Genomic DNA, 14084 nt, shown 5'->3' with positions numbered 1-14084 from the left:
CGCTCCCGGGGCTGAACCGCACGATTCCGCGCCGAATGATAGCGGCGCCCGGTGTCGCCGGTACGTTCATCTCATCCGGCGTCCTGGGAGACGAGCGCGACGGCCCCGGTGGTCTCGGCGGCCCCGGTGGTCTCGGCGGTCTCGCCCAGGCGGGTGCGCCCGGTCTCGAGGTGGTGGCCGAGCTCCTCGATCGTCCGGGTGGCGATGAGCCCGTGCCCGCGAGCGGACATGTGCATCTTGTCGGAGCTGTAGGCGTCGCGGTCACCGGCGGCGGGATGTGCCCACAGCTCGACCCAGATCGTCCCGTACCCGCGGGCGATCTGGTGCGTCGCGTCGTTGAGCTGCTCCAGCCGGGGCCGGATTCCGGCCAGCTCCGGCAGCCCGGCGGTGATGTCCATGAGGCTGTAGAGGAAGATCGTCGCGCCGGCCTCGGCAAGCGCGCCGACCATCGCGTCGAGGTTCTCGCGGTAGACGTCGGGTTCGAAGGCCGGCGCCAGGATGTCGTTGCCGCCGCAGACGACGGTGACCAGGTCGGGCCCGAAGTCCAGCACCTTGCCCAGCTGGGTCTCGCGGACCTCGGTGGACAGCTGGCCGCGGTGGCCGGTGTTGAGGTAGGCCAGCTCGGGCCGGACGCGCCGGAGCGCGGCGGCGATCCGGTCCGCCCAGCAGGTCGGGTCGTAGCCGGCCAGCGGCTCGAGGATGCCCTCGGCCATCGAGTCGCCGAGGGCGGCATACCGGTTCCAGGTCGCGGCCCTGAGCAGGATGTCCGTCTGCTCCGGGGTGGCGATGTACCTGTCCTGCCGTTCGGCGGTCGGCAGCACGTGGTGACCAGGCGTCTGGTCACCAGACACGTGGTCACCAGCCACCTGCGCACCCGCCGCGCTGAGGTCGTCGCTCATTGCTGCCTCACGTTCCCGTCTGCGTCGAGAAGGTCTTCGGCCGGATATTCCCGCGGCGCACCACAGGGACGTCGTGGGGTCGCCGTGGGGTCGCCGCACCGTGTCGAGCACGTGCCGAGCACGGCGACGGCGAAGCGGGAGCCCGCCGCGGCCATCAGCATAGCGATCGATCGTTCGCTATTGAAGTGCGAACGATCGGTCGCTAAATTGCCGCCATGAGCTCCCGAGCCCCTGTTCCCCCATCCGCTCCCCCATCCGCACGGACGCCGCTCCTGCTCGCCTGCGGCGGCTCGTTCCTCGCCTTCCTCGACGCGATGATCACCAATCTGGCGGTGCCGGACCTGGCGCACGACTTCGAGGTCGGCGTGACGTCCGTGTCCTGGGTGGTCACGATCTATGCGATCCCGCTCGCGGCGCTGCTCGCACCCGCCGGGCGGCTGGCCGACGTGCTGGGCCGCCGGCGGCTGTTCCTCATCGGCGCAGCCGTGTTCACAGCCGCGTCGCTGCTCGTCGCCGTCGCCCCGGTGTTCGCGGCACTGCTGGTCGGCCGCGCGGCCCAGGGAGTCGGCGCGGCGCTGCTGATCCCCGCGTCGTTCGCGATCGTGCTCGCCGACACCGCACCCGAGCGCCGGGCGGCGGCCATCGCGCTGTGGAGCGCCTCGGCCAGCCTCGCGGCGGTCCTCGGGCCGGTGGTCGGCGGAGTTCTCGTCGACGCCGTCGGCTGGCGGGTGCTGTTCTGCGTGAACGTGCCGCTCGGAATCTGGCTTCTCACCCGCGCCCGGCAACTGCCGACCGCCATGCCAACCCCAGCGCAGACCCGGACGGCCGCCGCCCAGCGCGGACGTTTCCCGGACGCCACTGCGACAGCACTGCTCACCGGTGGGATCGCGGCCCTCGTCCTCGGGCTGACGGAAGCCGAGCGGTGGGGCTGGGCGGACCCGGTGACACTCGCCTGCCTGATCGGCGGCGGCGCCGCGACACTGGCCGCCATCGGCCGTTCCGCGGGCCATCCCAGCCCGGCGATCGAGGTCGGCCTGTGGCGCAACCGCACCTACGCGGCCGCGAACGCGGTCTCCGCCCTGTTCGGCGCGTTCCTCTTCGCGTCGCTGCTGCTGGGCGTGCTGTTCCTGGTGAGCGTCTGGGACTACTCTGCGCTGCGCGCCGGGCTCGCGATGACGCCGGGAGCGGTGTTCTCCGCGCTCGTCGGGATCACGATCAGCCGGTCGAAGCGGCAGGCGTCACCGCGGGTGCTCGTCGTCGCCGGCGCGCTCACGCTGGCGGCGACGGCCGGCGCGCTCGCGCTGTGGCTCCCGGCCGAGCCGAGCTTCCTCACCGCTTGGCTCCCCGGCGGGTTCGGCCTGGGCCTCGGGATCGGCGCCATCTCCGTAGGCTCGTCGAGTGCGGCGGCGCTGTCCGTCGACCCGACCCGCTTCGCCGCCGCCGTCGGCCTGAACATCGCGGCCCGCCAGATCGGCGGCGCCCTCGGCATCGCGGCACTGGCGATGCTCCTCGAGAGCCGCGCCGGGAGCGATCCCCTCACCCCCTACGAGCACACCTACTGGCTGATGGCCGCGCTGTCCTTCGCCGCGGCGGGTGCCGGCCTCCTGCTGCGCCCGAACCGCCCGGAAACCACAACCGTGCCCACACCGCCGCCAGCATCGCCGGCGTCGGTGCCGGCACCGACGCCGGTCCAGAGCCTGGCCGACACGCGGCCGTGACGCCGCGCGCACCCGGCTGCCGCTACCGGACGCCCGCCGGAAAACGGGCGTCGCACGGTGCCGTCGTGGGAGCACAGGTGCCCACGACGCTCACCTGGCTGGGCGAGTCGAAGGCGGTGGTGAGGTCCTCGACCCGCAGCAGGACGGCGGGAGGCCGGCCGACACCGTTGCCGTCGAGCTGGATGGTTCCGTAGACGCCGGGGTAGTCGGTGCTGGTGCAGGCTCCGGCCGCCGGGCCTCGCAGGCAGTCCAGGATCCGTCCGCGGGCGTCCGACGCGGTGGGTGGAACACCCGCTCGTATCAACGCGTCGTTGATCAGCAGGAGTGAGTCGTAGCTGAACGCTGCCCATCCTCCGGCGAGCCAGCGGTCCTCCGGGTGGGCTCCCGGCCCCGCGCAACGGCCCAGGTATGCGCGGATGTCGTCGTAGAAGTCCAGCTGCTGTCCGCCGGCGCCGGTGACGCCGGCGCCGGCGTCACCGGCGGCGGCCATTCCCGCGCAGGTCAGCGTGCGGCCCCGGTAGGCGATGAGCACCTGCACACCGTGCGGCACATGGCGGGCCAGTTCCCGGTCCGCCAGGAAACGCCCCGCGGAGTCGGAGACCGCCACCTGCGGCATCCTGGATCCGCAGGCGAGACGAAGTGCCTGGGCGAACTCGGCGAAATCCGTGTACCGCCCCCCGAAGAAGACCACAGGGCGCCCAGCACCGGACGTCTCCTCCGTACCCGTGCCCGGACCCGAAGCCGAAGCCGTACGGGGTTGGACTTCGGGTGTCTCCGGCGGGCAGGCGATGCGGGCGGTCTCGGAGAGCGGCCGGTCCGACGACCACGGTACGAGGGAGACCGGCACCGGCGGTGCGGCCGGGCTCGAGGCTGCCACCGCCACGGGCGCGGGCGGGCAGGTCGACCGCGCCTTCCCCAGGCTCGCGGACCCCCCGGAGAGCTCCTGGACGTGTGACGGCGGGCGCCGCCGCCACACATCGCAGTACAACGAGGTCAGATAGAGATCGTCGGCGGCCGGCTCGGTCTGCGATGCGTCGGTGACCGGAAAGAAGAAGGCCAGCGGCTCGTTCCGGTTGCGGGCGTACTCGTAGATCAGCTGGACCTGGTCATCATTGGTGGAGTTGATCTGGAAGAACAGGGGCTGCGGGCGGGGCGCCGCCGCGCCGGCAGCCGCGCTCAGGAGCGCGGCACCGGTCAGGGAGGTGCCGGGCAGGGAGGTACCAGCCGGGGAGGTGCCGGGCACGGCCGCGGCGAGGTCGTCGTCGCGCCCGACGGCGCGGGCGAGAGGCTCCCCGAATCCGTCCGCGCTCATCGTCGGGCTGATCATCGGGACACCGGCGGCGCCGAGCGACGCGTCCAGGGCGTCCTGCACCTGCGCCATGCTGTTCACGGTGACGACGGCGGCGGCCAGCGTCGGGTCCGCGGCGAGCTGCTGCAGCTTCTTCGTCAGGGTTTCCAGATGTCTGCCGATGGCGGTCTCGGTGCCGCGGCGGACCGTGAGGTCGCCGGTGTTGACGATGGCGAGACGCACGTACGGCAGGCGGGTGCTGCGCGCGCTGTTTATCCGCCGCTGTGCGGCGTAGGCGCCGGCCAGGCCCTCGTGCTCGGCCACCACCGACCGGATCGCCCTGGTGGAGGCGGCGGAGGTGAGAGACGTGATCAGCGCGACCGTGACGAGTGGGCGCTGGGCGTCGGCCAGCTGTCGCACTCTCTTGTTCTCCCGGTAGATCAGGTCCTCGTCGAAGAGGTCGGGAGTGTCGTCGGGGCCCGGTTGGCGCACGGCGAGCCGGGCGGCGACGGCGGACACCGCCCCACCGACGACGTTCCCGGCGAGCTGGCTCCAGCCGAGGCAGGTCCGGTAGCCGATCCACTCGTCCCCGGAGCTGTCGGTCGACAGGTCCTGGTCCGAGCCGGCCATGGGCCGCAGGCAGTAGGGCTGGCTGGGACTGCGCTGGAGGTACAGTGCCGTCGCCGTCAGGACGGACACGAGGGCATACGCGGTCAGCCGACGCAGCCGCGGTCGGGCCCGCCGCGGCCAGGCAAGGGCGAGGAACGCGAGGAACCCGCCGGCCAGCCGGGCACGGCAGCGCCTGGCGAAGCGCAGGCGAGCCAACGCCCACGCCGCGGCTCCCAGCCGCCGCCATGCCGGGCCCGGCAGACTGTTCCACCAGGTCACGACGGCCGCGGGCAGGCCTCGCAGGGCCCTGCGACGCGCCCGCAGCCAGGAACGGCCCTGCGCGCGTCGCCGCCACGCGGCACGGATCTGCTGGTCCACGGTGGCCGGCATCGGATGGTCGGTCACGACGATCGCCGACGGCCGGCGAGCGGCAGCGACGATCCACCACATCCACCGGGGCAGCCGTGCGGAATGCCAGCGGAGGTACTCGTCGAGCAGAACCGGCCGCCTGCCGTCCGCGGGCGTGGCCACGAGCAGGACCGGCAGGCGCCCCGGCACGTCACGTGCCCGGAACCAGCCGGTGGGGAAGAACCGGCGCGCGTCGTACCGAAGGTCACGCAGGAGCGCCTGTGCCAGTTCCTGTTCCGTCGGCACTGCCCGGATGCCGCCGCGGGCCAGTCGCCACAGTCCCGCGAGCAGCCGCGCGGCGATGAGCACCATGCCTGTGCACAGGCAGACGGCGCCGAGGTTGTACGCGAGGTCCCCCTGGCCGAACTCCCTGACGTCGGCGGCACTCATCAGGGAGGCGCCCAGGCTCGCGAGACCGAGCCACAGCAGGACGACCGGCTCCACCGCGTGCTTCCACCGCTCCCGCCGCGCGGCGATCCGCCGCCGGTCGAGGAGATCCTCTGCCTCGCCGGCTCCACCGCCCGATCCGCCGCCGGCTCCGCCCGATCCACCGCCGGCTCCGGTCGGTCGCCGCAGCGCGGCGGTGAGATCGTCGTACCGCCGCGTGTCCGGAGCCGCCGAGCCCGCCCCGCGCAGCGCCTCGTCGATCGCGTCCTGGACGCGCCGGTCATCGGCCCGTGGCACCCGCACCACCCAGGCTCCGGGCACCGCGGCCGCGACCGCCGCCGCGAGCTCGTCGGACACGACCGGTGCGGAGACGACCGGGCGCGCTCCCCACCACCACCATCTGCCGCCGCCGCGGCCGCGGCCAGCCAACGCCACGACGTCGCGAACGACGTCCGGTACATCGCGCCGATCCGGTGAACCCGCCACTCCCCACCCCACCCGTGGTCACGCCAGGTGCATGAATGGGCACTGTAGCGGCAGGCGCCTCGCCACCCTGAGCGCGGCCAGGGGCGCACTAGCCCAGGGCGAGGTCTTCCAGCACATCGGGATCGGAGACGTCCCGGCCCGCCGCCACGGCGTCGTCGTAGCGCTGGGCGGCCTGGGCGTCGACGTCGTCCGAGGTGACTCCCGCCTTCCAGTAGGCCGCGGCGCGCAGGTCGTCACGGGCCACCCCGAGATCGGTGAGCAGCACCCGGCGGATCGCCCGCACCGCCCCCGCCTCACCGGCGACCCAGGCCAGCGTGCCGCCGCGCGGACGGGGCAGTGCCCGCACCCCGCCGGTCAGGCTGCCGGCCGGCACCCAGCGCACGTCGTCGCCGGGCCGCTCGGGCAGGAGTTCCCGGTCGGCCGGGGCGGCCCCGCTGATCACGACGGCGGCTCGCTGCTCCGGCGGCAGGGCGGCGACGATCGCGGCGACCGCCGGCAGGCCGCAGACGTCGGCGGCGAGGATCGTCAGGTCCGGCAGCGCACCCCCGACCTGCGATCCGACCACGAACTCGATGCGCATCCCGATGATGCCGGCGACGTCGCCGCCCGCCAGGTCGTCGAGCCAGCGGGCCACCAGGCCGGTGCCATGCGAGTGGACGTCGAAGGTGAGCCGGCGGGTGTCCGGGTCGAACGAGCGCACGGTGAACGCCCTCGACAGGCCCGGACCGTCGTCGCCGTCGTCGTCGCCCGCCCCCGGCGGGAACAGGCGGAAGGCATCGGCGGGCGTCGGGTCGGTGTAGGCGGCCAGGCCGGCTCCGACGACGGTCACCCGGCGGAAGGACGGCGAGACCTCGGCGACGGACTCGACCTCGACCGAACAGTCGAGCAGGCGACCGGCACGGTCGGCACTGCGGGAACGGATCGCCTCGCGCAGGCTGGGCATCGCGTCAACACCCCTCATCTTCGGCTTAGGTAAGGCTAACTTAGCCAAAGCTGGGGCGCGGCGGAATACGAACGAAGCGCACACCACGACGTAACAGCGCAGGTCAGCGGCCTCACCCCGGAGATCGGGCCCGACGTATCCGCGCCGCCACCCACCGACCGGAACCCGCCACCCAGCGTGCCCACCACCCGGGTCGCTAGAGTCGATTCCGGTGATCAGAACGACAGCGTGCGTCCACCCACGGTCCGGGTCCGGAACAGCGGGCGGAACACGGTGATGGAACGGGGGCGAAGTGGCGGCACCAACTGACCGCGAGGTGATCGTCGCACTGGCGGAGGAGTTCTCGGACCCGTCGGAGGCGAAGACCCTGGTGGAGCGCGCGGACCTGCGACGAGGGCGGCAGCCCGGCTGGCAGACCGGGAACGCCGAGCTGTTCTGGTCGGACGTGTACCGCCTTTACAAGGGCGGCGCGGTTCTGGGGGGCTGGCCGAAGCTACTGCGTGAGGCCCACCTCGAACGGCCGGGCAATCCCGTCATCACCGCGGCGGCGGCCGCGGCAGGCGTCTCGATCGCCGCCGCGGCCACGCCCGCATCTTCGCCCGGGAATGCCCGCCCCGCGGCGGATGACGGCGGTGACGCAGAGCCGACGAACACAGCTGGTTCCGCGGCCGGCACAGCCGGCTCACCAGCGGGCACAGCCGGGACCGAGCAGACCACCACGGCCAGCGGGCCGTCGACGGGCGCCAACGGCCCCTGGGACTTCTTCATCTCCTACACCGGGACTGACCAGCGGTGGGCGGAATGGATCGCCTGGCAGCTGGAGGAGGCGGAATACTCCGTCTACCTCCAGGCCTGGGACTTCGTGGCGGGGTCGAACTGGATGAACATGATGACCAGGGGAATCGAGCATTCCCAGCGGACCATCGCCGTGCTCTCCGAGGCCTACCTGACATCGGTATGGGGGGCGGCCGAATGGCAGGCGGCACTGCGGCGCGACCCCGACGGCTTCAAGCGCAAGGTGATCCCCGTGCGGATTGAGAACTGTCCGCGACCGGACCTGCTGGAGGGCGTGGTCTCCGTCGACCTGTTCGGTCTTGTGCGGGATCAGGCGAAGGAACGTCTCCTCGACACCGTCACGAGTGTTGTCGCGGGCCGGAAGAAGCCGGCCGCCGAGCCGGACTTCCCACCCGACGGCCCCGGTTCCACGCCCTGACCGGCACACCGCGAGGGGTTTGCGGCCCCCTCCCGGGTGCCGCGAACTATCCGCGACGTGTGACCTGCGCTCCTCCCCGGATTCCTTATCCCAAAGAGCCCAGAGGTGAACAGCATCGGGCCAACTTCAAGCGGAGCAGAGGGGTGGAGCCCGCGGGCGGAGACCAGATTGATGGACCGTCCGAACAGATCGGTGAGGTCATCGGCAGCTGTTCGATGCCCCAGCCCAGACGCCGGCCCAGCACAAGCGTGTACAGGATGTCGCTGTCGCTGCATCCGCACGGCTGACGTCGTCACCGCGACGAACGAGGACTACGCGTCCGATACACAACAGGGCGCGATTCATGCTCCAATGCTGATCCGCAGTCCTAGAATCGGCTACGTCGCGGCTACAGATGCTGGCCACGAGCGACGACGTCATGGTCGAACACGGGGGATCACATGACACAGGCAGTCGACGCATGCCTGAAATGGCCTCATCGGGACCTGGACCACTACCGGCCGACTCGCGGCGAGGCACTGGTGTGACATGCGGTCGGACCCGGTGCGCACGATGTTCCTGGCCGGACTGGTGCCGCTCGTCGTCCTGCTGGTCGTGGTGGCGGGGATCGTCGGATCGTCCCGGACGCGGGTGGCCGCCGAGGGCTTGACTCCGTTGACCGTCGCTTCCACCGCGGGTTCGACTCCGACGGACAGGCCGTCGGACAGCGAGTCGCTCACTGGCGCTCCGCCGTCCGCGTCAACGTCCCACCAGCCGGCTTCGGCCAGCGTAGCGTCGGGGCCAGCCCACGGCGGCCAGCCGCGGCCCAGTTCCATCACCTCGGCGGTGCGCCCTGACGATGGCACAGGCGCCGAAGGGCCGGACCGTCCAGAGCGCGCCGCGCCATCTGGGGCAGGGCCTGGTGACCCGCAGCCGGAAGGCTCTGGGTCGAGCGGCACGAGCGCGGGCGGGCAGGAACCCGCGGCCGGGGGCAGTCCCGGCGAAACGACTTCTCGGCCCTCGGCGCCCGGGGCCACCGACCGTCCTGGTGAAACCGCGCCCGACGGACTGAGCGAAGGTACTGGCCCCGGAGACAGCCCACCCAGCGGCGGCCAACCATCCGGGCCACGCAGCACGGGCACAGGACCTTCCGGTACGCCGGAAAACGGCAGGAAGCAGCCCTCGCCGCCGAGTGTCACCGGGCTGAGGCTGGACGGGAAGCCGCAGAACGTGCCCGGCGGCTGGCACCTTGTGGACGTCAACGGCGAACACACCCTGCGCGGAGAGATTCAGGGTGATCTGCCGTCCGGCACAGCCATCGCCATTGTCAGCCGTGCTCCGCGCGACGGGAAGCACTACCTGCAGTACTACCGTCTGACCGCGGGCGGGTTCGAAGCGGTCATGAGTAACGGCTGCGGAACGAACCTCTACAACGGGGCAGCGGAGACGTTCGACATCCTGCTCGTCGAGTCGCCGGCAGCCGTCCAGCTTCCGAATCTCTGGCAGCCGCCGCCCTGCCCTCGGCCTTCGCTCTCGGACTCCGACTGGGCGCGGATCGCTCCCTCGGTCGTCCTCACGTCGTTCACGATCGCGCGGGACCTGCCGGCTGACACGCCGGACTCCAGCAGCCCGGCCCCGTCGCGCCCTGCGGCCACACCGACAACGCCGACAACGCCGATGTCGCCGCCGTCGACCGGCTCGCGGGCCCCCACGCCGCCGACGCCACGCACACCGGCGGCCCCCAGATCGGCGGGGGTGGCGGGGCATGACATCGGCCGGGATCTGGGTAGCGGCGCTGTCCGTCGTGCTCGGGGCGGCAGGCTCCGCGCTGCGTTACCCGGGCCTGGTCGGATTGGCGGCGGGCTTCGGGATGGCACTCGTCATGGCCGTGCTCGCCGTCGCCGGGAGCGACGGGCTGGCTGTCACGCTCCATAGCCACGCCTCCGTCACCCGCGACGACCTGGTGACGGTCACGGCCACGGCGGAGAACCGGCGCCGGCGTGTCCGCCCGGCTGGCCGGCTGGATGTACCGAACGGCCTCGCGCCGATCGTCCTGACTGTCCAGCGGCTCCGACCTGGCCGGATGGTGACGGCGAGTACCCAGATAGTAGCGACGCGACGCGGGGAGTGGCGGCTGGGACCCACGGTGTCTGTTCGCCGGGACCCGTTGGGGCTGCTGGCCAGAACTCGCATGGTCGGTGAACGGACGACACTCGTCGTTCGGCCGCGTCGGTACGAGATCGAGCCACTGGCCTGGTCACATCACCAGCGGTCCGACGGGAGCGCGCGCTCGCTTCCCCGGCCAGGACTGGCGGAGTTCGAGACGCTGCGCGAATACGTGCCGGGCGACGACACCCGGCGGGTGCACTGGCCGTCGTCGGCACGTACCGGCACGCTGCAGGTCCGTACTTCTGTCGACCCCACGATGGCCGCGGCCTTGGTGCTCCTCGATACGCGGCATCTCTCCTATTCCGAGGGCACGGCGGGGGACGCCGCGTTCGAGGACGCCGTGGAGGTCGCCGCGTCGGTCGCGCACGCGTACGCAAGCCAGCGCCTGCCGGTCCGGCTGCGTACGACGGGCGGATTGGCCTGGCCCATCGGCGGCTCGACCGGGCGGGAGGAGGATCTGCTCGACCAGCTTGCCGTGCTGTGCGTGCAGGAGCCGCGCCCAGGAGACGCCGCCGGCTCGAGCGACCCGACCGGTCTGGCGGACGTGCTCGGGGCCCTGCGCCGCGGCGACGCCCAGAAGACCAGCGCGTTGCTCGTCGTCGTCACCGGCGTACGTGCCTACGAGGCCCCGATGGTGGCAGGCGGCCACCGGACCGGCCCGGTCATCCTGATCCGGACGGGCGCAGCCCGGCCGGACGCGCGCCTGGAGCCGGGCGATGGCGGCAGCGACCCGGTGGCGACGATCAGCCTGGACCGGGCGGCCGACTTCCCGGACATGTGGCGCCGCGTCGCCGAGCTGACGTCGGGACGGATGTGGTGAGCCGCGACGCCGGGGCCATCGCCGTGGTCGCCACTGCGTCGCTCACAGCCGCCGCCGGCTTTCTGCCCGCCGTGGGCGGCGAACCACGGCCGGTCGGCCTGATCTTCGTCTGCGCGGTCCTCGCGGCGCTGCTCGCCGCGGCGCCGTGGCCATCGGGTCCCGCCGGCTGGCTGGCCGTGCCGACGTCCGTGCTCGGCTGGTTCACGGCCAGCCTGGGCGTCCTCTACGGGGTACCAGACGGGCCGGACCTGCGCGACCTCGCGGTTGCGTTGGCGCGGGGCCCAGCGGACCTGCTCTCCCAGGCAAGGATCTCCGGTGGCGGTCGGGCCAGCCTCGCTGTCGTACCGTCGGCCCTGGTCTGGCTCGCGTCCGCGACCGGGACGGCGCTGGCTCGCCGAGCCACCGGCGCTCTTACTCCGCTGCTGCCCGCGCTTGCGGTGGCCGTGGGAGCAAACGTACTGGGGTTCCGGCACACGGCATGGCAGGTAGGCGCCGCGGCCGGCGTCGTCGTGCTGACGTCGGTTTTCCTGCTCGGGCACCGTGACCGGGGGAATCCAGGCGTACGGCTGCGGCCGGCTGACGATTCGCGGCCCACGAGCTGGCGGCGGGCGCTGGCTGCCATGGCGCTGGTCACCGTTCTCGGCGGCGCGGCTGTGACGGCGGGCCTCGCTGTCGGCCCCCTCGGCGGACGCGCAGTCGACCCCGCTCTCGGCGGGTGGGCCATCGCGCCCAGCGGCCAGTCCCCGGACGGCGAACCGAGCGGCCCGGAGTCGCCCACTCGCCAGCAGAGCCCCAGCGACAAGCCACCCGCACCGGCCACGATGAACGCGATTTCTTCCCGGAACGTGCGCGAACGAGCAGTAAGGCCAGCCCTGTTCCTGCTGGCACTGTTGCTGGCCCTGCTGCTGGCGTTCGTAGCAATGGCGGTGGTTGTTCGGGTGACACGCCGTGCGCGGCGCTGGAGGCGGCGTACTCGCGGAGGTCCTGCGGCTCGGCTGCTGGCCGCCTGGCGCGACACTGTCGAGGCGCTGGGCCGGGCCGGCCTGCCCGTCGGTGCCGAGCTGACCATCGGTGAGCTTGTCGACGGCGCGGTCGCCCGGGCGGGGCCGAGCCTTGGCGGTCCGCTGCGCGCGCTGGCTGGGCTGGCCGCGCCAGCACTCTACGACCCGGCCGTCGCCGTTGATGACACGCGGGCCAGCACGGCCTGGCGGCACCGCGACGCCTGCGTGACCGCGCTCCTCGCCCACACGCCCCGGGCGGCCCGTACGCGGCCGCCCGGCCCGCCGGGCGAGACCGGGTCGGCGGTCGGTTCACGGCGCCGGCCACCGGCCGCCCGTTGACGACAGACAGCGACAAACACACGAAGCACGGGGGATGGAATGCGCGCGGGTGACTTCGTCACGGCGTTCGACCGGATTGTCGACAACATTGACCAGGTGGTGCAGGGCAAGCCAGATCAGGTGGAACTCGCCGTCACCTGCATGCTGGCCGGCGGGCACCTGCTCATCGAGGACCTGCCCGGCGTCGGCAAGACGTTGCTGGCCCGGTGCCTGGCTGCCAGCGTCGACGCCGAGATGAAGCGAATACAGTGCACGCCCGACCTGTTGCCCAGCGACATCACCGGGACGGACGTCTACCTGCCGGGAACGGGTGGGCAGGAGTTCCGGCCGGGACCGGTGTTCGCGAACGTCGTGCTGGCGGATGAAATCAACCGCGCCACCCCGCGGGCCCAGTCGGCCCTGCTGGAGGCAATGGAGGAACGACGGGTCACCGTCGGTGGGATGACCCGTCCACTGCCGGACGTGTTCCTCGTCGTCGCGACCCAGAACCCGGTCGACATGGACGGCACCTATCCTCTTCCCGAGGCACAGCTGGACCGGTTCCTGATGCGGATCCGGATGGGCTACCCCGACTTCGACGCCGAGAAGCGGGTGCTGGCCGCCAAGGTCGACGGCGGATCGTCCAGCGCGACCGACGTGCCTGTGAGCGAGGGCCTGGGCCGCGGTACGCGGGGCGGGAAGAAACAGGATCCCCGGCCGGTGCCGGCCGTGACGACTGCGGCGCAGGTGCTCGGGCTCATCGAGCTGGCCCGCCGGACCAGGGTGTCCGACGCGGTCTATGCCTACCTGTTGCAGGTCACCCGGATGACCCGCGCGCTGGTGGCCCGGCCCGCCGCGCAGCTTGCCCGGTCCTCGGTGGGCGCCGGCCAGGGACAACGAGGCCGACGAGACGGCACCCCGGGCCGTGACGCGGTCGCGCCGCCGCCGGCGTTGACCGGCTGCCTCGCCCTTGGCGCAAGCCCACGCGCCAGCGTGGGCCTGCTCTACGCGGCCCAGGTCCTCGCTCGACGCTCAGGCCGCGACCATGTGTGGCCGGACGACGTGAAGCGGCTTGCCGTCCCGGTTCTCTCGCACCGGCTGTCGCTCTCGTCGGCCGCCGTTCTCGCGGGCCACCGCGCCGAGGACATCGTCGAGACGGTGCTCGCGGCTGTCGCCGTCCCGCGTGGCTGAGCCTGTCGCGACCGCGACCGGCCTATCCCGGCGGACCCGACGGCGGGCTGTGGACGCGGAAAGGCCCAGCGGGCCTAGGTTCGGGTCCTCCGCTGCCCAGATGTTTCCGGGCGAGTCCTCCGCAGCGGGCCAGACAAAGTCTGCGCACATCAATGTGCGTCGCAGAACTTCCACGCGGTTCGCCGGAGCGGGTGATTCCCCCAGCAGACTCGCGGTCGTCGCCAGGAACACACACGCGGCATGACATGGACGTACCGGAAGATGCCGTGTTAATCTTCGACCGAAGAGCCGCCCACCTGATGCGGGCGACCTCTGGTTATCTCGGCTCACCTAGGTGAGATCGCGCGCGGACGCCATTCCTATGGGCCGACGTCGCGCCCACGAAGTTGGGGGGCTTCGTGCGAAGAAGACTTCGCGGCGTGACATGCCCGCTCCAGCCCGATGCGCCAGCTCACGGCCGGGTGCCGGCCAATCCTGGTTGACCTCATCCGCCGCCCAGGTGCTGGCATGCTGTCTGAACTCCGCCGCCGGCCATGCGCCCGATCATGCGCCGGCCGGCCATTGTGACCCGTGAAGGGTACTGGTCGCGGCCGATTTTCCGAGCTGCGGCCACCGTTGAGAGTCGCGAACCGAAAAATATTTACATGAAAGCCAT

9 protein-coding genes are annotated in these 14084 nt (G+C 72.2%); 5 read left to right on the top strand and 4 right to left on the bottom strand.

Annotation, left to right across the window (positions count from 1 at the left end; genetic code table 11):
* Positions 1-71 precede the first annotated feature (71 nt).
* Positions 72-899 carry an SGNH/GDSL hydrolase family protein gene (locus tag FREUN1FDRAFT_RS10805; RefSeq protein ID WP_006540065.1) on the bottom strand — a complete coding sequence of 276 codons (828 nt, stop codon included), beginning with the start codon at positions 897-899 and terminating at the stop codon, positions 72-74.
* A gap of 215 nt (positions 900-1114) precedes the next feature.
* On the opposite strand from FREUN1FDRAFT_RS10805, the gene FREUN1FDRAFT_RS10800 reads away from it, so the two are divergent.
* Positions 1115-2617 (top strand): MFS transporter, encoded by a 1503-nt coding sequence (locus tag FREUN1FDRAFT_RS10800; RefSeq protein ID WP_006540064.1) that lies wholly within the window; start codon positions 1115-1117, stop codon positions 2615-2617.
* A 22-nt stretch (positions 2618-2639) separates the two neighbouring features.
* Here the strand turns inward: FREUN1FDRAFT_RS10800 and FREUN1FDRAFT_RS10795 are convergent, their stop codons facing one another.
* Together FREUN1FDRAFT_RS10795 and FREUN1FDRAFT_RS10790 are read right to left on the bottom strand one after the other, a co-directional pair.
* The gene (locus FREUN1FDRAFT_RS10795) at positions 2640-5795 is read right to left on the bottom strand and encodes a hypothetical protein (protein WP_006540063.1); all 3156 of its coding nucleotides are present in this window, start codon (positions 5793-5795) and stop codon (positions 2640-2642) included.
* 88 nt (positions 5796-5883) lie between these two features.
* Positions 5884-6738 (bottom strand): siderophore-interacting protein, encoded by an 855-nt coding sequence (locus tag FREUN1FDRAFT_RS10790; protein WP_006540062.1) that lies wholly within the window; start codon positions 6736-6738, stop codon positions 5884-5886.
* 292 nt (positions 6739-7030) lie between these two features.
* On the opposite strand from FREUN1FDRAFT_RS10790, the gene FREUN1FDRAFT_RS10785 reads away from it, so the two are divergent.
* Complete coding sequence (locus FREUN1FDRAFT_RS10785; protein ID WP_006540061.1) at positions 7031-7951, top strand: toll/interleukin-1 receptor domain-containing protein; 921 nt, start codon at positions 7031-7033, stop codon at positions 7949-7951.
* 1406 nt (positions 7952-9357) lie between these two features.
* Here the strand turns inward: FREUN1FDRAFT_RS10785 and FREUN1FDRAFT_RS10775 are convergent.
* Positions 9358-9702 carry a hypothetical protein gene (locus FREUN1FDRAFT_RS10775; RefSeq protein WP_035951244.1) on the bottom strand — a complete coding sequence of 115 codons (345 nt, stop codon included), beginning with the start codon at positions 9700-9702 and terminating at the stop codon, positions 9358-9360.
* Between FREUN1FDRAFT_RS10775 and FREUN1FDRAFT_RS10770 the strand changes: the two genes are divergently transcribed.
* From FREUN1FDRAFT_RS10770 to FREUN1FDRAFT_RS10760, 3 genes are read left to right on the top strand one after another with little or no spacing between them, the layout of a single operon-like run.
* Positions 9696-10919: a DUF58 domain-containing protein gene (locus tag FREUN1FDRAFT_RS10770; RefSeq protein ID WP_006540058.1), complete on the top strand. Its 1224-nt coding sequence runs from the start codon at positions 9696-9698 to the stop codon at positions 10917-10919. The two genes, FREUN1FDRAFT_RS10775 and FREUN1FDRAFT_RS10770, sit on opposite strands and share 7 nt — an antisense overlap.
* Positions 10916-12259: a hypothetical protein gene (locus FREUN1FDRAFT_RS10765; RefSeq protein WP_006540057.1), complete on the top strand. Its 1344-nt coding sequence runs from the start codon at positions 10916-10918 to the stop codon at positions 12257-12259. The genes FREUN1FDRAFT_RS10770 and FREUN1FDRAFT_RS10765 overlap by 4 nt, the downstream gene beginning before the upstream one ends.
* Positions 12260-12298: 39 nt before the next feature.
* Complete coding sequence (locus FREUN1FDRAFT_RS10760; RefSeq protein WP_006540056.1) at positions 12299-13429, top strand: MoxR family ATPase; 1131 nt, start codon at positions 12299-12301, stop codon at positions 13427-13429.
* The last annotated feature ends 655 nt before the right edge of the window (positions 13430-14084 follow it).

Source organism: Parafrankia sp. EUN1f (assembly GCF_000177675.1).
GTDB lineage: Bacteria > Actinomycetota > Actinomycetes > Frankiales > Frankiaceae > Parafrankia.
Note: the sequence above shows the minus strand (reverse complement) of the source record. Positions and strands in the feature narration are given on the sequence as shown.